Genomic DNA, 23,136 nt, shown 5'->3' with positions numbered 1-23,136 from the left:
TCCAGTGCCCCATCGCAGGGATTTCCTGTCTCATCGAACCGCCAAAAAGGGTCTCGTCATGTCATCAAAGGGAAGATTTTCCTTCTGACTCTGGTGCAGGCAGCAACATTCTCAATCGCGGCTGGTTACAACCGTGACCAGTTGTTCCTTTGACGGAAGAGGAGCCAAGCGTGGCAAGTGTGATCGACGGCATCTACCGGATCAGCATCGCCGGGCAGCAGACCCTCACCGACGTGGGCGGGGGCAACCTCGTCCTTCTGCCTGACGGCAACGGCGGCGGGCAGGTGTGGCAGGTGCGGCGCGCCAACGACGACACCTACACGATCCGCAAGCCGTCCGGCGGGGCTTTTGTGAGCTTCGATGGTGACCCGGACACATTCGAGCGGGTACGTGTGCTCCCGGAGCCGCGTGAATGGAAGATCGCTGATGGTCCCCAGTCGGGTACCTTCACCATCGGTGTCCCGGACAATGAACTGACCCTGGGACTTCACCCGGCGCTCATCTACCCGCCGCTGGTTGCCCTGTCACCTATCTTCAGGGAGGACAGGGGCTGGATTTTCGAGGGCGTCGAGTAGTCGAGTAACCCGTCCACCCGGGGCCCGGCCCGGCCGGTGAACGAGGCCCTGCGCCGATGGCACGGGGAGCCGGGCGCCGTGCCGCGGATGGCAGCAGTTCGACCATCCGCGGCACGGTACATCGGTACATCGGTGCATCGCGGCCGAGAGCGAATCGGGCGAACCGGATAGAAAGGATTGATCGGACAAGACCGCTGGTCGGTCACCTCAGTCGCATCCTCTCGGTGGCGGCGCCGAATGCGGGCCCGATCCGCGATACTTCTGTGGGATGACCGATTCTGTCCGGCCTGCCCGGCGGGGAATGCAGGCTATCCTCGGCGACCGTCTCTGGCAGGCGTTGTTGTCATGCGGTTCCCGGTGCCATTTCCGGTCGCGGCAGGTGCTGCTGCGTCAGGGCGATCCAGATGATTTCCTGCTTCTGCTGACCACCGGCCGGGTAAAGGTGGTGCGCGTGGACGCGGAGGGCTCGGCCCTCCTGCTGGCGCTGCGCTCGCCCGGGGACATGATTGGTGAGATGGCGCGAATCGGAACCGGACGCACCGCCACGGTGCAGGCGATCGATCGATGCGAGGCGCATCGGGTCTCCGCCGCCACGCTCGACTCCTTCCTGCGGCGGCACGGTGTTCAGGGAGCGCTCGCTGACTACGTGGTGAGCAAGCTGTCCGAAACGGTTCCCTATCAGCATCAGCTCGTGCATTTCTCGCCGCGGCAGCGGGTCGCCCGCCTGCTGTTGGAACTGGTCGCCCTCGCCGGACCGGAGCTGCCCGATCCGATGCGGGTGCCGTTCTCGCTCGATGCCGTCGCGGAGTCCCTGGGGCTCGCCCGGAGCACGGTGGCCGCACATGTGGCGGCATTGCGAGAGGAACAGGTGCTGAGGCCGGGGCCACGGCTCGCGGTGGCGGATATCTCACGGTTGCGGGCCGAGGTGGGCATCACGACCGGCTGAGCATGCCGGTCTGGCCCGGCGGGCTCCAGGTCGTCCGCTGGTTCTCCGTTGACGGGAGCCGGTGGGCCGACGAGATGTGGTCCGTGCCACCGTTGAACCGTCCGTCGATGGACGTTTTTGTCACTCTTCCGCCGCGACGCTGAAGAACACGGGCACGACATCCGTGCTCTCCCGCGAACGCGAAGGATTCAGCGATGGCCTCTACACCGGTCCATGGCGGCACCGACAGCATGGCAATGCCCCCTTACCGGGCCCTGCTCGTCGTCGACATCAAGGATTTCAGCGGCTACCCCGGACGCTGGCACGAGGACATGACGCGGGCGGTGCCGGACATCCTCACCGGAGCGTTCGCGCGTTCCGGCTGGTCCGAATCACCATCGATGGAACGTTTCTCCGACACCACCGGCGACGGGTACGTGCTCGGCTTCGAGCCCTCGATGCTGCCGTTGCTCGTCCACCCGTTCCTGGACAACCTCCAGCAGGAGCTGGAGTACCGGAACAAGGTCGCGCACGTCGCACCTGCCGCGGCCGACCGGCCGCTGCGGATGCGGGTGAGCCTGCACGTGGGATCGACGACCGATTCGGGGATGAACCGGTTGGGTGACGGCAGCGGTGCGGCCCGTATTGCCCTGCACCGCCAGCTTGACGCCGCCGCGGTACGACACCTGCTGGAAGACTCGAATCCCCGGACGACCCTGGTGGCCGCGATCCTGTCGTCACGGACCTACGAGGACGCCGTGCTCAGCGGCTACAGCGGGCTGGACGACTCCTTGTTCGTGAAGGCCCCCGTCGAGGTGAAGACATACCGCGACGAGGCGTACCTGTATGTGCCGAGACCGTCGGGCGGCCTGCTGCACCGCGGCTTCCGCGTTCCCGAGGTTCCAGCCGCACCGTCGCGGGCGGCGGCCGAGGCTTCCACGCCATCGGACCGTAGCCGAGCCGACCTTGGGCAGAGCGGCGCTACCAGAAATATCAGCGGCATCAGAAATATCGGTGGTATCAGCAACGTCGGCGGATCGGTCTTCGGGGATAATCGGCCGCAGACGCACGTGGGCATCGGTGACATCAACACCGCGTCTGGTCCGATCCGCACAACCCGTAGAGATACCCACGCCCCACGCGGCGACCAGCAGATCGGGCCGCGTACCGAGCACCATGGCCCGGAACACTATGGCCAGGGCCACCAGTTCGCCGCGCCGCTTGACCGCCCCACTTTTGGTGATTCTAACTTCACGCAGGGATCCCCGACCCCGACCCCGGACCCCGAAGCCGTGGACGAAAAGGGGACTTCGGGCGGGGAGGGCGCGCACGATGACTGACATCCGGAGTCTTATGCCTGGCGCCAGTCCAGCGGATGACACCTCGCCGCACGAACCGCCGGGTAATGTGCCCCCGGACGAGAAAGCAGCCGGCGCCGGCGCAGCGGCCGCCGCCGAACCACCGGGGGTCGGGAACGCCGGTAATGTCAGTGGGGCAGGAAGTTCTAGCGGAGCAGGCAACGTCGGCGGCTCGGTAAGTGGTGACAATCGGGCGCAGACCCATCTGGGAAACGGCGACATCAAGAATATTGTGAATCTGATCGACCTGGCAAAGAAGCGAGTTCGCCGGCCCGAAGCCATCTCCGGCGCGACTCTTCGCGAGCTGAGCGGAGTGTTCGTTCGGCCCACCGGCTTCGCGGATGCGGCGGAAAAGATAGAAAAACACCGCCTGGTGCTGCTCTCGGGATCCCCCGGAGACGGCATCCACGCCGCGGCGTGGATGCTGGTGGCTGGAGCCGGTGGTGCCAGGGCCGGGACGGAGAGGATTGAGCGTATTCCCGCCGATGTCGAGGCAGACGACGAGCCGGACATTCCCCAGAAAGCGTTGGACGATCAGGCGCGGTATCTTCTCGACCTGTCCGAATCGATGCCGTCTCGCTCCGAGGAACTGGCGAAGCGGCTTGAGGCGCTGCGGGACGTCGTTGCCGGCTCGGCCCGCTATCTGGCGGTCATCCTTCCACCGGACTCGGTGAGATGGCTGCCGGCCGAGCTGCGGCGACTCGTGCCCGAGATGAGCCGGCCGGACTGGCGTGCCGTGCTGCAATCACACCTCGCCGTATCCATGCAACCAAGCGCGCAGCCTGATCTTGCGACGATAGTAAAGATTATCGAAAAGTCTGCCGATCTCGCCGATCTCGGGGCCGCCACGCTGTATCAGGTGAGCCGGGTGGCCGTAGCGTCAGCGAAACTCCTGGGTATGCGTCCGGGCGCGGCTCTGCCGGACTGCCTCCGGTTGGCCTGGCGGGAGGTCAAACGGCAGGACAGCGATTATGGGAAGGAGATCGACTGTCTGCTCGAGAACGATCGGACCGGCATGAACGCTCTCCTTCTCATCACAGCGGCCATGCTGGAGGACGCGGATCGGGACCTGGTGTTCGTTGCGCAACGGGAGCTCGCCCGGGCCGGTGAGTTTCGCCTTCCAGATGACCACGCGTTGACCCGCCCAGGTTTTCTGGCCCGCCTGGGAGAGATCGGTGTCGTCCGCGACGAGCAGAGACCGATCCGTTTTGAGAAGACGGGATTCGGCGTGGCCGCGCGCCACTATGCCTGGGACAACTACCCGACGTTGCGTCCGGCCTTTCTCGATTGGGCGGAACGGCTTCCCTCGCCGCCGGGGATCTTTTGGCCCAACGATGTTCTGACGAGGTTCGCGGAACGGTTCACCGAGGAGTCGTTGCGGAGTGATCGAGCCGATGATGCCCTGGATCTTGCGTATCACTGGATCGGTCGCCGTCGTGTCGCCGCGATCCCCGCGTGCTTGGGCCTGCTTACGAAGGGCCTGGAGGAGGGAGCGGAGGGAACCGGCGGCCGGAAGTTCCGGCAGCGGATCCGTGCATGGTCGGAGGATCATCGGCTGGACGCCTACCTGGCGCGTATGTGTATCGAGCTCTCTGGTAAAATAATATATGATATCTATCCGTTTCAGGCGTTGACCCGACTGCACAACTTCGCCGCGCATGAGAATCCGCAGGTTGCCAGCGCGGCCATCGATGCCGTCGAGACCCTGGCAAGCGCCGACCGGGACAACTATCGCTATGTACTTGGCCGGTCCGTGAGAGCGCCCTATGCCGTCCGCGGATCGACGGGGAACGCGGAGGTTTTTCTGCGCCTGGTGTCGGCCTCTCGGTTGTATGCCAGGGACGCCGTCGGATGGCGGCCTGTCGACGATCCCGAATGCGGGGAGCTTTTCCGTGGCGGGTGGATCCTTGTGCTCGAGGCCGATGCGCCGCCCTCGAAGGAAACGATCGGGCTGGTCCATCTCTGGCTGGATGACGTGGTGCAGGCTGTTGGGCGGGGGCCGACGATTTTACCGGACTTGCTCGTCGACGCGCTGCGTGAACGTTTTGATCTGCTTTCATCGCTGCGGGCGATCCTCGGTCGTTGGGTGGATCGGCCGCTGGGGGATCCGATGGCGCCCGACCAGGCCGCAGTTCGCACCTATCTCCTCGACCGGATCGATAAGGAGCTCTTCGGGGAGGATGTCGGCTTGCGTCCGCCCTCCTCGCCAGGTGACACCCAGCCGTCGCCCGCCGCAGGACGAGAGGAACAACGATGACCAGGAGTCAGTGGGTCGTCTTCGTCATGAACCTTTTCGGTCTCCTCGCCACGCCGCTTCTTCTGGGGTGGATCGTGGGCGGGCCGTTGTTGATCTGGGTAGTTCTTGCGCTCGCTCTGACAGGAGTGACAGTCGTCCAGGCGTGGCCGGTGCGCGGGATTCTGGATGCGGAGAAGGCTCCTCCGTCGCCAGTGGTAGTCCCTACGATGGCGATGACCCCGGTTCCCGTCCTCTCCGACGAGTACCAACGCGAGCTGGAGAGACGGCGTGATCTCGCTCAGGTGTTCTCTGCCGCGGACTCGGCGGCGGTCTGGCACCTGGCTCGCGGCGATGCGGATATCGAGGCAACAGGCCGGGCGATGCCCGTGCTGGACTATCTCGTCTCAGTGATCAGTCCAAAGGCGGAGAGCCGATTGCCGAGGCCGCGGAAGTGGGAACACACTGTGGACGACGACATGACCTTCGAAAAGCATGCCGAGGCGATCATACAGGCAGTCCTCCCAGATCCAGCGGACGGTAGGCGAGGCGACCTTGCCGCGCAGCTCGGAATCGTGCTCGACAGATGGAACACATCGGGGGAGTTCGGCAAACTACTGAAGCAGCTGTATCCCGCCTCCCAGGCCATTTTGTAGTCGATAGACCACCTTGATCACTTCTGGCTGCGGCGGAAGCGTGGCCTGCCCTCGACGGATGCCGGCGACACGCCGGAGGAATCCGAACACGCAGCAGCGCTCGCCTGGGCCGGGTGGATCCGTCAGGAGGCGGACCGCGCCATCTCCTCCTGCGACCCGGCAGCTGACGTATATCACTCCGGACGAGGCGCCGTTGTCAGAATTGGACCGATTCATGCCGAAGGGCATGACCGCCTACTACCCACCCGACAATTACCATGCGTGGTGGGAGTCCGTGAACCGCGAACCTCAACATTCCGCATCTCCCTTTCCAGCGGGTGTATAGGAGTTGGAATCTCCTCTTCATCCCGCTAAGGCCACGCTCCGTGGCTAGCTGATCGTCGAAGTCGGTCGATGATCCGTTTGCGGACCTCGTCGAGCACGCTAGTCTCTGTTACCGATAGTAGCGATTCACTCTCTCTCGGTTCTGGAGGAAGCGTGGACAAGTCCGTGAGGCGGAAAGCCGCGGTTGTCGCGGTGTCTACGGCGGCGGCAGTGTTCGTCACCGTGGGGCCGGCGGCTACGAGCGCGCTGGCGTCGAGCTATCTCGGTGGCCCGGTGGATGAAAAGATCGCCAAGGATCATTGGGGTAAGGACGGCTGGGACGGCTGGGACGGCAAGGACCGGTGGGACGGTAAGGACGGGTGGGACGGCTGGAACGGTAAGGACGGGTGGGACGGCTGGAACGGTAAGGACGGGTGGGACGGTAAGGATCGGTGGGACGGCAAGGACGGTAAGGACCGGTGGGACGGCAAGGACGGTAAGGACCGGCGCCACAAGGACGACTGGGATTGGGATTGGGATTGGGACTGAGCTGACGAGAGGACCTGGACGGAACGCCACTGAAATACGGCGAACCGCTAGGAGAAACATGTAGCGGGGTTGGCGAGGGCGTCCGGCACGGGTTCCAATCGGCAATGACCGCCCGGGTTTTCCGGCCGCCGCGGCGCCGGACACCGTAGCTCTACGGTGTCCGGCGCTCGCGTCCCGTGGCCGCCACGCGCGGGTAGCGGGAAGGCGGCGCTCCGGCTCCCCTCCAGCGTCTATGACATCGTTGAGTGTGTCACGGACGACGGTGAGCAAGGCGATGAGCTGATCGTGTCTGGTGGCGGGGCCGCCGGCATGTCCGAGGATTGACCGATAGGCCGGACGGGGCCGGGTGACGCCCGATACCGGAGCCAATCTCAAGGCACCCTGAGAGCACGGGCGATCCGTCGTTGTTCGCTCTCGTAGGCCGCTGCCATCCGGTCGGCCTGGCTTTTCGGGATGCCGAGCCCGGCTGCGGCCTGCCGCCAGCCCGCCGTGGCGGTCTCCACCTCCCTGACGAGGTCGCGGGCCCTCGGCGGCGACAAGCGGAAGTAGTTGCCCACCGACAGCGCGAGGTCGATGCTTGCGTCGGTGTTGTCGAGATCGACGGCCGTGCTCAGCCGGGCCGGGTTGTCCGGATTGGGGTTGAGGTCGTAGGCAGGAGAGAGCGCCCAGCCGTCTCGCTCGCGCAGGAACGCGTGATTGCGCAGGTGGTCGTCGGTGTTCCCGGTCAGGATGGAGAACAGGATCCGCCGGTAGAGCTCACGCAGGTCGGCGTCAGCTCTCGGCGAGTAGCGTTCGATCACCTCGGCGATCTCGAGGTAGCTGCGAAGGTCCCCGTCGGAGGCCTCGAGCATTGTCAGGGCGCTTGCGAACCCCAGACGCCGCGCGCCGATGCGGTCGAAGCGGCTCAGGAGCAGTACGTGCCGGCCGGTAACGGTCAGCAGTTCCGACTCCGCCACGGTGAGCCCCGCTCTGCGAGCGAGCCTCAATTGTACCTCCTCCCAACCGGCCACGTCCCATTCGTCACTGTCCGAACGCGGGAACTTGGCGATCGAGAGCCGCCCGGACACGTCCCGCACCGCCGCCTTGGGGCGCGCGCCGCCGAGCGAGCTACCTGCGTCGATGAGGTCCGCGAGGTCGCGGTCGAAGTCGCCCTCCGCGCGGACGCGGTCGGCTGCTCGCATGAGCCGGGCCAGGTCGATCAGCCGTGGGACCGCGTGCCGGTGCGTCGAATAGTAGGTGGCGGTCGCCGGCTGGCGGAACCTGACACCTCCCTGGCGGGTGTCGTCGCGGACGCCGAGAAGGAAGTCGGCCTTACCGAGAGTGCGAGGTGTGGTCTCGGCGGTGCGGGCGCGCTCGCGCTCCTCACGCCTCATGAGGTTCTCACCCCATCGGTCGGGGGCGCTGTCGGCGAACGCGTTGAAGATGGCCGACCCCGCCGGCGTGTGGAAGACGCCGGCGGCTCTGGCCAGCGCCGGGTCGAGGTCGTATCCGGCCGGGTTGGTCAGGTAGGCGTCGGCATATCGGAACGTGGCGCTCTGTCCGCCGCGGTTGTGAAGCCACAACGTCCCTGCGGCGGTCTCCTGCCCGTCGATCTCGACGGTGACCTCGACAGGATCCCGTCCGGCCATCAGCGCCGTACTCGCTTGGGGAGGATCTCGTCCATGCGCAGCCGGCCGACGTCGGTCTCGTACGGGTCGGTGGCCCTGACGACGGCATCCATGATCCCGATGGTGCGTAGCACCCTGAACAGGTTCTCGGTGCTCGCGGTGCCCTTACCCTGCTCGATGGCGCGCAGCGTGTCCCGGGAGATCCCGGCTCGCTGGGCGACCTGGGCCGCGGTCAGCCGGTTCAGCTTCCGCCAGGTCGACACATGCTCGCCGAGCAGACGCAGCGACCGCGCCACCGACAACGGCGTGGCATGCGAGGCCCTGTCGCCGACCATAGCCAACATCATACGAGTCTACGGCGGTTAAGTTCGCCGTTAAGTGCGGCTCCTCCGTGTGGTGGCCGACCAGGTGGGGCAGGCCGGGGCGAAGACGGTCATGACGGGTAGATCGCGTGCCCACCCGAGCCGTCTGAGCCAGTGGCGGTCTCCGGATTCCACGTCCTTGGCTTTCTTCACCCATTTTCCCAGCGTCATCTCATGGACGCCGATGTTCCGGGCGACCTCGGCGACCGGACGGCTGCCGTCGATGACGAAGGCTACCGCTTGCTCCTTGTACTCCTCGGTGAATCCGCGACGTGTCGCGCCCATAGCTCGCTCTCCCGGCAGATCGGGCAGCTACCTCAGGTATCCACCGAAGCGGGTACGATCCAGGCATCAGTCGCAAGACCCTACAAAAGCTCAGTTGACTGGCAGGGCGCTGATATCCGAACCCTGCGATATTTGACGATCTTGGTGTTGTGTGACGCCGGCATCGGGTCTCGTCTCCTGGAGCCCGCCGGTCCGAAGCGAGCTGTCGCGGGCGCGGCGTGACCATCTTCCTGATTCCACACCAGCTGGCCAGGGCGGAGCGGCTGTGGACCGGGTCTCGATCCTGACACCACGCTGCGTCTGATCGGCCGCGCCGGCGGAGTTGCGCACCCGGCCGTTCGCCCGCAGGCTGGAGATTCGGGGCCGCACCGTGCCGTCTGACCCGGACTTCATCGGTGTCGGCGGATGGCACCGCGATCTGTCCGGCGCTTCCTGCTGACCCTGCGGATGGGTGGCTTGGCCATCGGCTTTGTTGTCATGTCCGATCGTGCCCAACTGGGTGAGATCGTCCGGCGGGCGCGGAATGGGCGGCGGAATGGACGGCTGTGGACGAACATCGGCAGCATCGCAACTCTCGACGATGCCGTCGCGGCCTTCGGCCCGACCGGGCGGATCGGCGGGCAGACGATCGTCCGCGTTCGTCCGTGAGCGACACGTGCCCACCACTGTGCCCAAGACACATGGCCGGGGAGGCAGTTACCCATGAAGGCGATCGTCGTGACGGACCAGGCTGCGGGAACGGCCGGGATGAGCCTGGTGGAGCGGCCCGAGCCGTCGGCGGCGATCAACGACGTCGTCGTTGAGGTTCATGCGTCGGGTTTCGTCCCGACTGAGATGGCGTGGCCCTCGACCTGGACCGATCGTCTCGACCGTGACCGAACACCGTCGATCCCCGGGCATGAGCTGGCCGGAGTGGTCACGGTCCTCGGCTATGGCACGACGGGGCTGTCGGTGGGACAGCGGGTGTTCGGCCTCTCGGACTGGCATCGCGACGGCACCCTGGCGCAGTATGTGGCCGTCGAGGCACGCAATCTCGCACCGCTCCCGGGCGACGTCGACTTCACGGTGGGCGCGAGCCTGCCGATTTCGGGGCTGACCGCGTGGCAGGGGCTGTTCGAGCACGGCCGCCTTCAGGCGGGGCAGAGCGTGCTCGTGCATGGCGCGGCCGGCGCAGTCGGGACGATGGTGACGCAGCTCGCGCGCGAGTTCGGTGCGTACGTCATCGGCACCGGACGCGCTGCCGACCGGCAGAAGGCGCTCGACTTCGGCGCGCAGGAGTTCGTCGACCTTGAGAACGACGCGCTGGAGGACGTAGGCGGGGTCGATCTGGTCTTCGATGTCATCGGCGGCGACATCCAGAAGTGGTCCGCGGGTCTGGTTCGAGCCGGGGGAACGCTGGTGTCCGCCGTCGGACCGGTCGGGGCGCGGCCCGCCGACGGCCTGGCAGTCGACTTCGTTGTCGAGTCCGATCGCGTTCAACTGGGTGAGATCGTACAGCGGGTGCGCGACGGACGGCTGCGAACGAACATCGGCAACGTCGCGACCATCGACAATGCCGTCGCCGCCCTCAATCCGACCGAGCGACGTAAGGGAAAGACGATCATCAACCTTCGTCCGTGAGGACTTCGGGGACAGCGACCGGTCCTGCCCTCCTCATGGATCAGCGTCAGCCGTGTGGCCAGGCGAGGGGTCGATTGGTCCGCATTCGTCTGCGAGGCGGTGTGAGGTGGAGGACGGGATCGGCGGGCAAGGGTTTGTGGCACAGCGTGTACGCACCGTTCGTGGGGGCGTCAGCGTGGGTCGGTGCCGCCGACGAACCAGCCGCTTCCGCGCGAGTTCATCCACATCCCGGAACGGACGAACACGAGTGACCTCGTCCTCAGCCTGACCGGGGGTGTCAGCGACCTTGAGGCGGCACTTCGTGACTATGTGATCACGGATGCCTTGGTGGTCAACGAGGGTTGGGCGCGCTCTCGGGCCTTGAGACCGTGCCCAACCTCCACAACTTTCTGGCGCGGACGGGTCGCGGCGTCTGGTGCGGACGGGTCGCGGCGTCTGGTGCGGACGGGTCGCGGCGTCTGGTGCGGACGGGTCGCGGCGTCTGGTGCGGACGGGTCGCGGCCGGCGGCCGGGGCTCCCGCGGCACCACGATGTCGAGACCCGGTCCGCCATGGGTCATGTTGGTGAATTGAGTTCACAGATGCTAATCTGCCCCCTGGATGTCCGTTAGGTCTGAGATGGGGACCGAAGAGGGCCGGCACGGTGCCACCGGGCCGGGAATCGGTCGCCCGGCGTCCTGCCAGACTGGTCGGGCTGTTCACCAAGGGGGGTATCAGGTGCCGAGTTCGACGACCGAACGTGCTCCGTCAGCACGCCGCGTCCGCCAGCAGGCCATGGGCGGGACGGGGCCGGGCCCGGGGGCGCCGGCATCTGACGAGCGTCCCGACATCGGCGCGCTGGTGGAGGTCCGTGGTCAGAAGTGGGTGGTCGCGGACATCGACGGACCGGCCGCCGGCGGGGCGAGGTGGATCGCGGCGGACGTGGGCGCGGCGGATAAGGCGGACGCGGCGGGGCCTGACGCCGTCGGGGACGGAGCGGCGCCGAGCACGAGCACGTTGGTCATCCTCCAGAGTGTGGAGGACGGTCGCTACGGCCACACCGTCGAGGTGATCTGGGAGGTCGAGCCGGGCCGGCGGGTCCTGCCCAGCGGTTCGCTGCCCGACGTCACCCGGGGCGGCTTCGACCCACCGGGCCGGCTGGCCGCCTTCCTCGACGCGGTGCGCTGGTCGGCGGTGACCTCCGCGGACGCCCGGCGGCTGCAGGCCCCGTTCCGCTCGGGGGTGGCCGTCGAGGACTACCAGCTCGAGCCGGTGGCGCGCGCCCTTGCGGCGCCCCGGGTGAACCTCCTGCTCGCCGACGATGTCGGCCTCGGTAAGACCATCGAGGCCGGGCTGGTCGCCGAGGAGCTGCTGCTGCGGCACCGGGCGCGCCGCATCATGATCGTCTGTCCGGCCGGGCTCACCCTGAAATGGCGCGACGAGATGGCCGAGAAGTTTGGCCGCGATTTCACGATTATTGACGCGGAGCGCTGCGCGGCGGTCCGTCGCTCGCACGGCAGCGCGGCGAACCCGTTCGAGGTCTACCCGCTGACGATCGTCAGCCTGCCCTGGCTGCGTGGCCCGAAGGCGCAGCGGCTGCTTGACGAGGTGCTGCCCGGCGATGGTCAGCCGACCTACCCGCGGACCTTCGACCTGCTCATTCTCGACGAGGCCCATCACATCGCCCCGGCCGCGCCCAGGCAGGTCTACGCCGTCGACTCCCAGCAGACCAAGCTGATCCGCCGGCTCGCGCCGCACTTCACCCACCGGCTGTTCCTGTCCGCCACCCCGCACAACGGCTACCTCGCCTCGTTCACCGCGCTGCTGGAGATCCTCGACGACCAGCGGTTCGCCCGTGGCGTCGAGCCGGACCGGATGGCCGTGGACGAGGTCGTGGTCCGCCGGTTGAAAAGCAGCATCGAGAACGCGGACGGCACCCCGCGGTTCCCCCGGCGCCGCTCGATCGACATGCCGGTGGTCTATCCGGACGGCGAACGGGAGATCCACGGCCTGCTCAAGGAGTTTGCCGCACTGCGCCGGGCCCGGCTGGATTCGCCGCGCGGCCGCAAGGCGACCGACCTGGTGACCCTGCTGTTGAAGAAGCGGTTGTTCTCCTCCCCGGCGGCGTTCGGCCACACCGTGGGCGTCTACCGGGAGACCCTCGTGTCCCGGCACGGGCGCCCGGTCCACGCGTCCCGCCTCGCGGATGAGGCCGAGCCGGGGATGCCTGGGCCGGGGATGCCTGGGCCGGGGATGCCCGAGCCGTGGATGGAGGACTACTTCGACGACGTCGCGACCCTGGACGACGAGCAGCTCGCCGACGCCGAGGACGACGCCCTCGGCCGGATCGGGCCGATGCAGCTCGATCCCACCGACGGCGAGATCGAGCTGCTGGACCGGATGCGGCGCTGGGCGGACGCCCACGAGGCCGAGCCGGACGCCAAGGCCCGCGCGCTGCTCGATTATCTGAACGCGGTGTGCCGGCCGGACGGGCGGCACTGGTTCGATGAGCGGGTCGTCGTGTTCACCGAGTACCGCGACACGCAGATCTGGCTCGCCGGACTGCTGCGCCAGGAGGGGCTCGCCGGGGAGCGGCTCGGCCTGTTGCACGGCGGGCTGTCCGTTGACGAGCGCGAGCAGCTGCGGCTCGCCTTCCAGGCCGAACCGAGCGAACATCCGATGCGGGTCCTGCTCGCCACCGATGCGGCGAGTGAGGGCATCGACCTGCAGAATCACTGCCATCGGCTGGTCAACTACGACATCCCGTTCAACCCGAACAAGCTGGAGCAGCGGATCGGCCGCATCGACCGGTACGGGCAGCGCCGTTCCCCGGAGATCCGGCACTTCGTCGGCTCCGGCTGGTCGGGCAGCGTCGATTCCTTTGAGGCCGACCTGGAGTTCCTGTCGCGGGTGGTGAAGAAGGTCGCGCAGATGAAGGCCGACCTCGGGTCGGTCAACGCGGTGCTCTCCGATCGGGTGCAGCGTCGGATGCTGGGGGAGCGGATCGACCTCGGTCCCGACGACCTCGACGTCGGTCCGGGCGGCTCCGTGGCCGCCGGAGGCACCGTCCCGGTCGCGGAGAACGTGCGCGAGCAGGTGCGCCGGCTGCGGGCGAACCTCGACGACACGGTCCGCGAGCTCGGCATCACCCCGGCGGCGGTGCGCCGCGTCGTCGGCACGGCACTGAGCCTCGCCCGCCAACAGGCACTCACCCCGTACGTCGACGAGAAGGAGCACGCCGAGGGACTGTTCACGGTGCCGACGCTCACCGGCTCGTGGCAGCGCGCCTCCGCGGGACTCACCGAGAAGCTGCGCCGTGAGGACCTTCCCCCGGGCACGCCGCCGCGCCAGCGGCCGATCACCTTCGACTCGGCCATGGCGAAGGACCGCGACGACGTCGTGCTCGCGCACCTCGGCCACCGCCTCGTCGACATGTCGACAAGGCTGCTGCGGGGCGCCGTCTCCAACGCCGACGTCGGGCTGCACCGCGTCACCGCCGTGCGCTCGGACGATCCGCGCTGCGAGGAGGTGCTGATCGGCGCGTTCTCCCGGTTCGTGCTGGTGGGCGCGGACGGCGTCCGGCTGCACGAGGAGGTCCTGTACGCGGGCGGCTGGGCGCCGGCGACCGGGCGGTTCCGCCGCCTGGAGAACCTGACGGTCCTCGGCGATCTCGTCGGTACCGCGCTCGCCGCCGGCCGGCCCGTCTCCGGGGAGACGCGGGAGCGGCTCGCCGAGCGCTGGCCGGCGGTGCGGCCCGGGGTGCTCTCCGCCCTGGAGTGGCGGACGAGGACCCGCCAGGAGTCGCTGACCCGCCTTCTCGGCCAGCGCCGGGCCGCCGAGGAGAATCGGATCACCACTATCCTCGATCAGTTCGCCGCGACGCTGCGCGGTGCGATCGAGGATCCGGAGAACGACGAGGACGCCCTGTTCAGCCGGTTCGAGATCGCCAGGAGCCGCGAGGAGCTGGCCCAGTACCGCAAGGACCGGCAGGCGTGGCAGGACCGGCTCGACCGGCTCGACCAGGAACGGCGACGGGAGCTCGACGTGATCGCGCAGCGATACCGTGACCCGAGGCAGCACCAGTTCCCCGTCGCGGTCGTCCTGGTCGTGCCGGCAGCGGAGGAGGCGCGATGAGTACCGTGGGTGCCACCACGCGGGGCCGGGGCATCCCCGGAGGTCGCGGCAGCGGCAGCGGTGGCGGTGGCGGTCGGCGCCGGCCGCCCGCGCCGGACGGCTCCGCGCAGCACCGCGAATGGCTGAGCCTCATCGAGGTCAGCGGGCCGTTCCTCAGCCTGCCCGTGCTCCGGCGGGTCTGGCCGACGCTCGACCCGCTGGAGAAGAAGACCCGGGAACGCCTGCGCCGGGAGCACACCGCCTGGCTGGACGATCCCGTCGGCGGCCAGGCGGCCTGGGTGCGTTTCGTTCTCGGCGAGCTACTCGGCTGGGGGAACACGCTCGTCCTGCCCGATGGCACGAACGGCGCGAACGGCGCGAACGGCGCGGGTGGCGCGGGTGGCGCGAACGGCGCGCTGCGCTCGTTCACCGTCGACGTCGGCGAGCACGACGCGCACCTCGTGCCGTCCTTCATCCTCGTCGATCCGGACACAGCGGACACAGTGGCCGCGGGGGACACAGTGGCCGCGGGGGACACAGTGGCCGGGGGGTCGTCCGAGGTGAAACCGGACGCGGTCCGCGTGCTCGGTCTGGTCGTCGCGCCGTCACAGTCCCCGACGGCGCGGATCGCCGGGCAGGCCTGGGCTGCGACGCCGGTGGACCGGGCGGCGATCGCCTGCCGGCATCACGGGATCGAGCTCGCGCTGGTGACGAACGGCCGGCAGTGGGCGTTGGTTTGGGCGCCGCGCGGCGGGGTGACGGCGACGGCGGTGTTCGACGCGGTGTCCTGGCCGGAGGCGGCCGAGCGCGACGTCGTGCGGGCGTTCGTGTCGTTGCTGTGCCGGCGGCGCTTCTTCGGCGTACCCGACGACGAGACGCTGGTCCCGTTGCTGAAGGCGAGCCTCGGCAGCCAGGAGGAGATCACCGAGGCGCTCGGCGTCCAGGTTCGCCAGGCCGTGGAGCTGCTCGTCGCCGCCTTCGGCCGCTGGCACGTCGCCGAGCGGGACCGGGGTGGCGCCGGGCTGCGCGACGTCGGCGCGCACGACGTCTACCGGGGCGCGGTCGCGGTGATGATGCGCATCGTCTTCCTGCTCTACGCCGAGGAACGCGGCCTGCTGCCCGCCGGCAACGACCTGTACGCGAGTACCTACTCCGCCGGCCGGCTGTGCGCCGAGCTGGAACAGCAGCTTTACGACGGCGCGACCGAGGACGACCTGGAGCAGTCGACGGCGGCCTGGCACCGGCTGCGCGCCCTGTTCACCGCCGTGTACGCGGGGGTCGATCATCCCCGGCTGCGCATGCACGCCTACGCCGGTTCGCTGTTCGACCCGGCCGCCCATCCGTGGCTGCCACTCGGCGTGGACGACCGCACGGTGCTGCACATGCTGCGTGCCGTCCAGTACATCCAGGTCGGCAGCGGGAAGTCCCGGGAGCGGCGGACGCTGAGCTTCCGCTCGCTGGACGTCGAGCAGATCGGTTACGTCTACGAGGGTCTGCTCTCCTACGATGCCGAACGCGCCCCGGCCGCGGAGGTGGTCGTCGGCCTGGCCGGCCGGGAGGGGCTGGAGGCCGAGGCGAAGCTGTCCGAGCTGGAGGAGCTCGCCTCGCGTCACCGGGGCCGCCCGCTGCTCGCCGCCGCGCTCGCCGAGAGGTTCGCCGCCAGCGGGATCGGCGCGCCGAAGGCGGTCGAGCGCCGGCTCGTTCCGTTGGAGGCCGGCGAGCGGGAGGAGGCCCGCAAGGCCCTGCTCGCCGTGACCCGCGGCGACTACCCGACCGCCGAGCGGCTGCTGCCGTTCCACGGCCTGCTGCGCACGGACCTGCGCGGCCAGCCCGTCGTGGTCCTGGAGGACGGGCTGTACGTCACCGAGTCGCCGCTGCGGAAGAACACCGGCACCCACTACACCCCCAGGTTCCTGGCCGAGGAGGTCGCGGACAACACCCTGGAGCCCCTGGTCTACGCCCCCGGGCCGTTGCAGACCGCCGACCGGGGCGCCTGGCGGCTGCGGTCCAGCGCCGACATCCTGTCGCTGAAGGTCGCCGACATCGCGATGGGCTCGGCCGCGTTCCTCGTCGCCGCCGCCCGCTACCTCGGCGACCGGCTGGTGGAGGCGTGGATCCGTGAGGGTGACCCGCGGGCCGCCGGGCACGCCGGGTACGCCGGGTACGCCGGTGACGCCGACGCGGACGACGTCACCGTCGAGGCCCGCCGGCTGGTCATCGAGCACTGCCTGTACGGGGCGGACATCAACCCGATGGCCGTGGAGATGGCGAAGCTGTCGCTCTGGCTGGTGTCGATGGACCCGCGCCGGCCGTTCACCTTCCTGGACGACCGGCTCGTCTCCGGCGACTCCCTGCTCGGTATCACCTCGGTCGAGCAGCTGGAGTACATGCACCTCGACCCGGCCAAGGGCCGGAAGATCCACTCCGACATCTTCGGCTGGACCGCCGGCGTCCGTGAACTGGTCCGCGACGCCGCCGGGCGGCGCCGGGACCTTGTCGAGACCGACGGCTCGTCTCTGGCGGGACTTGCGAGGAAGCGCAGGCTCCTGTCGGGGGTGGAACACGACACCGAGCGGCTGCGGCTCTTCGCCGACCTGACTGCCGGCGCCGCGCTCGTCGGCTATCAGAAATGGTCGGGGACGAGTAACCCGCATGCCCGCGCCGAGATCGACGAGGAGAAGAAGGCCAGCCGGGAAAGCTTCTCCCTGACCGCGGCCCGCCTCGCTGATGAGGTCACCGGCAAGCGGGATGAGACCGAGGCCCGGAAAACGGCACAGTCCTGGTTAGCCACCGATTACGTTCCCGGCGGTTTCCGGCGGAAACCCCTGCACTGGCCGCTGGTCTTCCCCGAGGTCTTCGAGGAGGGCGGTTTCGACGCCGTCCTCGGCAACCCCCCGTTCCTCGGTGGCCAGAAGCTGACCGGTGCACTGGGCGTGGCGTATCGCGAGTACCTCGTCGAGGAGATCGGCGGGGGAGCACGGGGGAGCGCCGATCTGGTCGCCTACTTCGCGCTGCGTGCGCACTCTCTGCTCAACGGTGGCGGTCAGACGGGGCTGATCGCGACGAACACCCTGGCCCAGGGCGATACCCGTGAGGTCGGCCTTGACCAGATTGTCGCTGACGGGAACGTCATCCGCCGGTCGATCAAGAGCCGGCCCTGGCCGTCGAAGTCCGCGGTCCTGGAATTCAGCGCCGTCTGGACCACAGGGCAGATCGGGCCGGCCGCCGCCCGGTTCGCCGACGGCGTCCAGACCCCCGTGATCGCGCCCTCCCTGGAGCCCGAGGCACGGGTGTCCGGAAATCCTCACCGACTGGAAAAAAGCGCAGGAATCTCCTTTATTGGAAGTTATGTCCTGGGTCTTGGCTTCACGATGGAACCCGCCGAGGCCCGCGCGTTGATCGCGAAGGATCCGCGTCATACCGACGTGCTGTTCCCCTATCTGAACGGTCAGGATCTCAACTCGCGCCCCGACTGCTCGGGCAGTCGTTGGGTCGTCAATTTCCACGACTGGCCTGAGGACCGCGCAAAGCGGTACCGCGACTGTTACGACCAGGTCCGCCTCCTCGTCAAGCCAGAACGTGACCTCAATCGCTTTAGTAAGTCGGCCCGTGAGCGGTGGTGGCGATACGAGCGTTCCAGGCCTGAACTCTACGGCGCTATCGCAGGTATCGGGCGGGTAATCGTCATCACTCTTGTGAGCCGCACGGTGATGCCGGTGATGGTGCCGACCGGGCAGGTGTTTTCGCATATGCTCGGGGTCTTCGCAACGGACGACACGGCAATGCTGGCCTTGCTCTCCAGCTCGCCGCATTACTGGTGGGCGGCCTCGCGGGCGTCGTCGATGAAGGCCGATCTTCGGTACACGCCGTCGGACGTGTTCGAGACCTTGCCGTTGCCTGAACTGACGGGGGAGATGCGGGAGCTGGGGGAGGGGTTGGACGGGTTCCGGCGGGAGGCGATGCTGGCGCGGCAGTCAGGGCTCACCAAGACGTACAATCTGGTTTTCGATCCGGGCTGCAACGATGCCGATATCGCCGAGCTGCGGGAGATCCACCGGCTCATCGACGAGGCGACCTTTCGGGCGTACGGGTGGGTCGATATGATCGACCGGGGCCTGGACCACGGCTTTCATCCGGCCGGGAAGTACACTCGGTACACGATCGGGCCGTGGGCGCAGCGCGAGGTGCTCGACCGCCTCCTCGAACTGAACCACGCCCGGTACGCCGAGGAGGTCGCCGCCGGCCTGCACGAGAAGGGCGCGAAGAAGAAAGGCGCCCGCGCCAGGGCGGCCGCATCGCCGGACCAGGGGTCGCTGCTTGACCTGTAGCCGGAGACAGCGAACGACACCCTACGTTTGACGCCGGGCCGCCCGCCCGATTTCCGGGTGACCGGTCCGCGAGAGTTCTCCATTCGCCTTGTCCACCGGCCGAGCCACGCGCGCGGTCGACATTCTGCCGTGCCCGGATTCTCGGGGGGATCCGGGCACGGCCATCCTCCATCCACCTTTTCCGACTTTTCCGAAGCTGTTGACAGAAAGCTCGAAGCGATTCAGAATCGTTGTTGTCCGGGATTGATCTGATCGGCTGGCGATAGCGGGACCTCGCCGCCTTTCTCGGATACCGACGGGTTTCACGGCCGTCCTGTCGGTACATTCTTGCGACCTCGCCCGTCTGCCCAGGCAGCCGGCATCGACCCGCAGCCTGATATTCGACGTCTCGTTCATCACTCTCATCGGCGTGCTATGGCGCGCGCCTTTTCACGGGGGATCTCATGAGTACTGCACGTTTCGCCGTCGCCGCGGTTCTCACTGGCCTGATCGGCCTCACCGGGCTCACCGGCTGCAACCTGGACGACACCTCCGTCTCCTCGACCGGCGCGACGGCCGCGCCCGGCGGTGCCGCGGCGGCCGGCGGGGCCTCCCAGGGGGCGAAGCAGGCCCAGTACGGCGAGGTACTCCAGGTCAGCAAGGGCGGCGAGGTCGCCGCGACGGTGAGCGTCGCCGCGCCGAAGGCGGTCCCGTCCTTCTTCTCGGGTTTCAGCAAGCCCACCAGCGGCCCGGCGTTCGCGACCTTCATGGTGTCGTTCACCTCGGCGAAGGCCGGCTTCGCCGTCAACCCGTTCGACTTCTTCGTCCGCACTCCGGACGGTGCGCGGGTCCAGCCAACGATCGGCTGCGAGCCGGCGTTCAACGCGGCGACCCTCGGCCAGGGGGAGAAGTACCAGGGCTGCCTGACCATCGACGCGGCCCACGGCGTCCTCGTCTACGCCTCCGGCCTGTTCGGCGCGACCGGCCTCGTCGAGTGGCCAGGCTTCTGACCGTCGACCGGCGGCGGCGAGCCACCCCGTACGACACACACCGAGGAGAAGAGAGATCCGGAATGGCCATCATCATGCGGCTCCCCGACGGTTCCATCGAGAGCATCGCGACGACCCACGGCGGTGCGGACGGCAGTCACCTTCGATGCGAACTGATAACCGTTCGACCGGGTGATGAGCGGTACGAGGAGCTGAACGCCCGGTTGGCGGGTCGCCCGCGCCGGGCGAAGAAGGCGCACGGCGTCCTCCGCCGCATCATTCGCGTCGTCCGTCCGGGGCGGCGGGCATGATCCGCCGCGGTGAGCAGCGGCTGGGGCACCGCTGCGGCCCACGCCGCGACCTGACCTGCATTGACGAGCAAGATGTCCATTTTTGTGGATGCACTTTTCTGGCCCGGCTCGGAGACCGTCATCCCAGGTCGCGGAATTTTTGACATTCAGCAAGGAAAGGGCGAGGCCAGGGCCTCCGGGCCCCAGTCGGGCCGCTCTCCTGGCACTTCTGGCGTTCTCCAGACACGACCTACTTCTCCATGTAACAATACGATCATGAGCCTTTCGGCTGGCAAGAAGGGGAGAACCGCATGAGTAATGTCACGAATCTGACTGTTCTGATCGACAGCGAGCCCGCGCCGAGCGGCTGGATAAAGATCGACAAGGATCTCAATGCTGGCGCGGGCGGCGCTTATCTGTATTTCGCCTATGAGAAAGGTGCCGGAGATCCCATCACCAACATAATCTTCCTGCTCAACAAGGACGAGTCTGCTCCACCGAGCTATCACCGTATCGACGTCGATCTCAACAAAGGTGCTGGCGGCGCTTACATTTATGCTGCCTTCACTCGGGAGCCCGCCCTGGGCAGCCCGATAGAGGATCTGGATGTCATACTCGGTGACAACAGTGGGATTCAGCCGCAGGCACCGTGGCGGCGTATCGACGTTGATCTCAACAAGGGCGCTGGTGGTAAGTACATTTACCTTGTGTACAGAACCGCTTAAAAATCTAGGTTTTAGGTCGCTGACGAGTCTGTAGACGTAGCAAGGCGTACATACGGCCCCTGGCGCGCGCAGCTCAGGCGGCCATGAACGCGAAACCCCTCCCAGTCACGGGAGAACGGGCGGGGAGGGGTCTGCTGCGGGGAATCTTCCGGAACTGGATGTCGAACCGCTCAAAAGTCCGGGCTTCATAGCTGGGGACCGGGCCGTTGACTAATCTCACCATGTGCTGCCCGCCTGGCGTCACGAGATCTATGAACCAGTTGTGTCGGGATAGGCGGCGTCGAGGTGGCCTCCGACGGCGGTAGAGGGAATGCGTGCTGATTGCTACTCATTTCCTTCCGGTGTGAAGACAATCCATTCTCCGGGTTTGCGAACGGTGAAGCCGGATCTGTTCCGCGCGTGCGATGGAGACCTCGCGTGGAGTGGGCGTTGGCCCGTCGAGGAGGGCTGCCTTTCGTTCGGCTGCGGTGGCGGCCGGGATGCCACCGTCGGGTCGGGGCCGCGGGGGTTCCTGGGAGTCGGGTGACGATCCGATGGGTGCGTCGAGAAGATCGAGTTTGCGTTGGAGGACGGCGGGCTCGGGGCCGGTCTGGCTCGTCCGGGTGGATGCCGGGGTGTCGGGTGGAGCGGTAGCGTCACGGGGCATGGGCGCTCACGCGCCGATTGTGGGGTTTTCGGTGGTGACTGTCGAGGGTCTACCCGACTTCTCGGCGTAGCTATCGGGCTGGCCGCGCCCGGTCGACAGCCGGCCGGTTCGCAGAGGTGTTGCCCGTCCGCCGAGCCGTCCGCCGCCGGTGCGGCTGCTCGCCGAGCGGACCGGCCTGCGGACGGGGTTGTCGGCGGCGATGCGTCGGCGGGAGTTCGTCCCGGTGTACGACCGGGGCAGGTCCTGGTCGATGTGGCGGGTGCGCCCCTCTTCCACCCCGGCCCGTGACTACATCACGTCACCACCGGCCGTTACTGAATGGTAGGCGGGAAAATGTGGATCATGGTGTACCGCGGAGAGCCCCTAAAGCCGCCTGCCACCATCCGCAGGCGAAGCACCATAATTCAGTGACAACACATCCGTTCTCCCTCGGCACCGGCAGCGCCGCAGGTCAGCCGGCCGTCCGATGGAGGTGGCGGGGAACGCCGAGCATACCTAGACGCGATTGAGGGGCCGGGACGTGAGCGACAACCCGACGGATGACCGCTGGAACACGCCAGTGGAGCGGGTGGAGACGGTGGAGCGGGTGGAGCTGCGGACGGACGTGCCGCATTCCGCGCGGATGTACGACTACTTTCTGGCTGGCAAGGACAACTTCCCCGCTGACAGGGAAGCCGCCGAGCGGGCGCTGGAGGTATTCCCGGCCCTGCGCATCGCCGCCCAGCAGAACCGGGCGTTCGTCCACCGCGCCACCCTGTTCCTTGCCAAGGAGGCGGGTATCCGCCAGTTTCTTGACATCGGCACCGGCATCCCGACCTCGCCGAACCTGCATGAGGTCGCCCAGGGTATCGCTCCCGACACGCGGGTGATCTACGTGGACAACGACCCGATCGTCCTCGTGCACGCTCGCGCCCTGCTGACCGGCACACCCGAGGGTCGTATCGCCTATCTGAACGCCGACCTGCGGGAACCGGGGAAGATCCTGGCTTCGGCCGAGGTACGCGACACGCTCGACCTGAGCCGCCCCATCGCGCTGTCCCTGATCGCGATCATGCATTTTCTTCCCGATTCCGATGATCCCTACGGCCTTGTCCGTCGCTACCTCGACGCCCTGCCCTCGGGTAGCTATCTGGCGTTCACTCACTGCACGGCCGATGCCGCGCCGGGGGAGGCCGGACGGCTTGTCGAGGTCTACCGGCAGCGGGGGATCCCCCTCACGACGCGTACCCGCGCCGAAGTCGAACGTTTTTTCGACGGTCTGGAGCTCGTCGAGCCGGGAGTGCAGATCGTCCATCGCTGGCGGGCCGAGGTGACCCCGGACGGCCCGACCGATGCCCAGGTCAGCTGGTACGGCGGTGTCGCCCGGATGCCCTGAGCACTGACCCGCGCGAGCGTTCACGAGGTCGGGTCCGCATGATCGCGCGGTGGTCCCATGCGCGGTGGTCCCATGCGCGGTGGTCCCATGCGCGGTGGTCCATGCGCGGTGGCCACGTTGTGGGGGGCAAGGCACGGTCCAGGGGACCGTGGACCGTGCTCAGGTCCTGCGCATTCACCGGCCGACGTGTCGGACCCGGGTGGGATGGTGGCTTTCGTCGCCGATGACGGTGGTGTAGTC

The 23,136-nt window shown here is 67.7% G+C and carries 17 protein-coding genes and 1 pseudogene; 15 read left to right on the top strand and 3 right to left on the bottom strand.

The window, feature by feature from the left end:
* The first annotated feature begins 179 nt into the window (after positions 1-179).
* The 6 genes from BMG523DRAFT_RS18135 (at position 180) to BMG523DRAFT_RS18110 (ending at position 6,599) form a co-directional block, all read left to right on the top strand.
* Positions 180-575, top strand: coding sequence for a hypothetical protein (locus tag BMG523DRAFT_RS18135; RefSeq protein ID WP_308726802.1), 396 nt, complete (start codon positions 180-182; stop codon positions 573-575).
* A 268-nt stretch (positions 576-843) separates the two neighbouring features.
* Complete coding sequence (locus BMG523DRAFT_RS18130) at positions 844-1,521, top strand: Crp/Fnr family transcriptional regulator (protein WP_043591730.1); 678 nt, start codon at positions 844-846, stop codon at positions 1,519-1,521.
* A gap of 194 nt (positions 1,522-1,715) precedes the next feature.
* On the top strand, positions 1,716-2,840 hold the full coding sequence (locus BMG523DRAFT_RS18125) for a hypothetical protein (RefSeq protein ID WP_051623935.1): 1,125 nt from the start codon (positions 1,716-1,718) through the stop codon (positions 2,838-2,840).
* Positions 2,833-5,115, top strand: a complete 2,283-nt coding sequence (locus tag BMG523DRAFT_RS18120) for a hypothetical protein (protein WP_134351480.1) — start codon at positions 2,833-2,835, stop codon at positions 5,113-5,115. Before BMG523DRAFT_RS18125 ends, BMG523DRAFT_RS18120 begins: the two co-directional genes overlap by 8 nt.
* Positions 5,112-5,747, top strand: coding sequence for a hypothetical protein (locus BMG523DRAFT_RS18115; RefSeq protein ID WP_011437128.1), 636 nt, complete (start codon positions 5,112-5,114; stop codon positions 5,745-5,747). Before BMG523DRAFT_RS18120 ends, BMG523DRAFT_RS18115 begins: the two co-directional genes overlap by 4 nt.
* A gap of 477 nt (positions 5,748-6,224) precedes the next feature.
* The gene (locus BMG523DRAFT_RS18110; RefSeq protein ID WP_043591726.1) at positions 6,225-6,599 is read left to right on the top strand and encodes a hypothetical protein; all 375 of its coding nucleotides are present in this window, start codon (positions 6,225-6,227) and stop codon (positions 6,597-6,599) included.
* 371 nt (positions 6,600-6,970) lie between these two features.
* Here BMG523DRAFT_RS18110 and BMG523DRAFT_RS18105 read toward each other — a convergent pair whose 3' ends face one another.
* The 3 genes from BMG523DRAFT_RS18105 to BMG523DRAFT_RS23510 are packed head-to-tail and all read right to left on the bottom strand — an operon-like array spanning position 6,971 to position 8,853.
* Entirely contained in the window at positions 6,971-8,227 is a 1,257-nt protein-coding gene (locus BMG523DRAFT_RS18105) for a type II toxin-antitoxin system HipA family toxin (protein WP_043591725.1), read from the bottom strand.
* On the bottom strand, positions 8,227-8,541 hold the full coding sequence (locus BMG523DRAFT_RS18100) for a helix-turn-helix domain-containing protein (RefSeq protein ID WP_049760933.1): 315 nt from the start codon (positions 8,539-8,541) through the stop codon (positions 8,227-8,229). Before BMG523DRAFT_RS18100 ends, BMG523DRAFT_RS18105 begins: the two co-directional genes overlap by 1 nt.
* 39 nt (positions 8,542-8,580) lie before the next feature.
* On the bottom strand, positions 8,581-8,853 hold the full coding sequence (locus BMG523DRAFT_RS23510) for a transposase (protein WP_011437123.1): 273 nt from the start codon (positions 8,851-8,853) through the stop codon (positions 8,581-8,583).
* A gap of 453 nt (positions 8,854-9,306) precedes the next feature.
* Here BMG523DRAFT_RS23510 and BMG523DRAFT_RS18090 point away from each other — a divergent pair.
* The 9 genes and pseudogenes from BMG523DRAFT_RS18090 to BMG523DRAFT_RS18050 all read left to right on the top strand — a co-directional run.
* Positions 9,307-9,501 (top strand): annotated as a pseudogene (locus BMG523DRAFT_RS18090) (NADP-dependent oxidoreductase); the annotation flags it as partial.
* 54 nt (positions 9,502-9,555) lie between these two features.
* Positions 9,556-10,473 carry an NADP-dependent oxidoreductase gene (locus tag BMG523DRAFT_RS18085; protein ID WP_043591723.1) on the top strand — a complete coding sequence of 306 codons (918 nt, stop codon included), beginning with the start codon at positions 9,556-9,558 and terminating at the stop codon, positions 10,471-10,473.
* Positions 10,474-11,246: 773 nt separating this feature from the next.
* Complete coding sequence (drmD, locus tag BMG523DRAFT_RS18080) at positions 11,247-14,585, top strand: DISARM system SNF2-like helicase DrmD (protein ID WP_043591722.1); 3,339 nt, start codon at positions 11,247-11,249, stop codon at positions 14,583-14,585.
* A complete protein-coding gene (locus BMG523DRAFT_RS18075; RefSeq protein ID WP_043591720.1) occupies positions 14,582-18,892 on the top strand; it encodes a type IIL restriction-modification enzyme MmeI in 4,311 nt (1,436 codons plus the stop codon). The genes drmD and BMG523DRAFT_RS18075 overlap by 4 nt, the downstream gene beginning before the upstream one ends.
* Positions 18,893-19,335: 443 nt before the next feature.
* Complete coding sequence (locus BMG523DRAFT_RS18070) at positions 19,336-19,881, top strand: hypothetical protein (RefSeq protein ID WP_011437117.1); 546 nt, start codon at positions 19,336-19,338, stop codon at positions 19,879-19,881.
* 62 nt (positions 19,882-19,943) lie between these two features.
* Positions 19,944-20,171: a hypothetical protein gene (locus BMG523DRAFT_RS18065; RefSeq protein ID WP_023841739.1), complete on the top strand. Its 228-nt coding sequence runs from the start codon at positions 19,944-19,946 to the stop codon at positions 20,169-20,171.
* A 290-nt stretch (positions 20,172-20,461) separates the two neighbouring features.
* On the top strand, positions 20,462-20,875 hold the full coding sequence (locus BMG523DRAFT_RS18060) for a hypothetical protein (RefSeq protein WP_011437116.1): 414 nt from the start codon (positions 20,462-20,464) through the stop codon (positions 20,873-20,875).
* Between the two features lie 794 nt (positions 20,876-21,669).
* Complete coding sequence (locus BMG523DRAFT_RS25425; RefSeq protein ID WP_157493474.1) at positions 21,670-21,846, top strand: hypothetical protein; 177 nt, start codon at positions 21,670-21,672, stop codon at positions 21,844-21,846.
* Positions 21,847-22,041: 195 nt separating this feature from the next.
* Positions 22,042-22,896, top strand: a complete 855-nt coding sequence (locus BMG523DRAFT_RS18050; RefSeq protein ID WP_043591718.1) for an SAM-dependent methyltransferase — start codon at positions 22,042-22,044, stop codon at positions 22,894-22,896.
* The last annotated feature ends 240 nt before the right edge of the window (positions 22,897-23,136 follow it).

This window comes from Frankia sp. BMG5.23 (genome assembly GCF_000685765.2).
Taxonomy (GTDB): domain Bacteria; phylum Actinomycetota; class Actinomycetes; order Frankiales; family Frankiaceae; genus Frankia; species Frankia casuarinae.
The sequence above is the reverse complement of the archived record's forward strand: the minus strand, read 5'-3'. Positions and strand labels throughout refer to the sequence as shown.

What these genes read in the sequence shown, in the direction of transcription:
- BMG523DRAFT_RS23510 (WP_011437123.1), bottom strand. Translation starts at nt 8,853, where the DNA reads ATGGGCGCGACACGTCGCGGATTCACCGAGGAGTACAAGGAGCAAGCG.
- BMG523DRAFT_RS18065 (WP_023841739.1), top strand. Translation starts at nt 19,944, where the DNA reads ATGGCCATCATCATGCGGCTCCCCGACGGTTCCATCGAGAGCATCGCG.
- BMG523DRAFT_RS18120 (WP_134351480.1), top strand. Translation starts at nt 2,833, where the DNA reads ATGACTGACATCCGGAGTCTTATGCCTGGCGCCAGTCCAGCGGATGAC.
- BMG523DRAFT_RS18060 (WP_011437116.1), top strand. Translation starts at nt 20,462, where the DNA reads ATGAGTAATGTCACGAATCTGACTGTTCTGATCGACAGCGAGCCCGCG.
- BMG523DRAFT_RS18085 (WP_043591723.1), top strand. Translation starts at nt 9,556, where the DNA reads ATGAAGGCGATCGTCGTGACGGACCAGGCTGCGGGAACGGCCGGGATG.
- BMG523DRAFT_RS18105 (WP_043591725.1), bottom strand. Translation starts at nt 8,227, where the DNA reads ATGGCCGGACGGGATCCTGTCGAGGTCACCGTCGAGATCGACGGGCAG.
- BMG523DRAFT_RS18130 (WP_043591730.1), top strand. Translation starts at nt 844, where the DNA reads ATGACCGATTCTGTCCGGCCTGCCCGGCGGGGAATGCAGGCTATCCTC.
- BMG523DRAFT_RS18075 (WP_043591720.1), top strand. Translation starts at nt 14,582, where the DNA reads ATGAGTACCGTGGGTGCCACCACGCGGGGCCGGGGCATCCCCGGAGGT.
- drmD (WP_043591722.1), top strand. Translation starts at nt 11,247, where the DNA reads ATGGGCGGGACGGGGCCGGGCCCGGGGGCGCCGGCATCTGACGAGCGT.
- BMG523DRAFT_RS18100 (WP_049760933.1), bottom strand. Translation starts at nt 8,541, where the DNA reads ATGGTCGGCGACAGGGCCTCGCATGCCACGCCGTTGTCGGTGGCGCGG.
- BMG523DRAFT_RS18115 (WP_011437128.1), top strand. Translation starts at nt 5,112, where the DNA reads ATGACCAGGAGTCAGTGGGTCGTCTTCGTCATGAACCTTTTCGGTCTC.
- BMG523DRAFT_RS18070 (WP_011437117.1), top strand. Translation starts at nt 19,336, where the DNA reads ATGAGTACTGCACGTTTCGCCGTCGCCGCGGTTCTCACTGGCCTGATC.
- BMG523DRAFT_RS18125 (WP_051623935.1), top strand. Translation starts at nt 1,716, where the DNA reads ATGGCCTCTACACCGGTCCATGGCGGCACCGACAGCATGGCAATGCCC.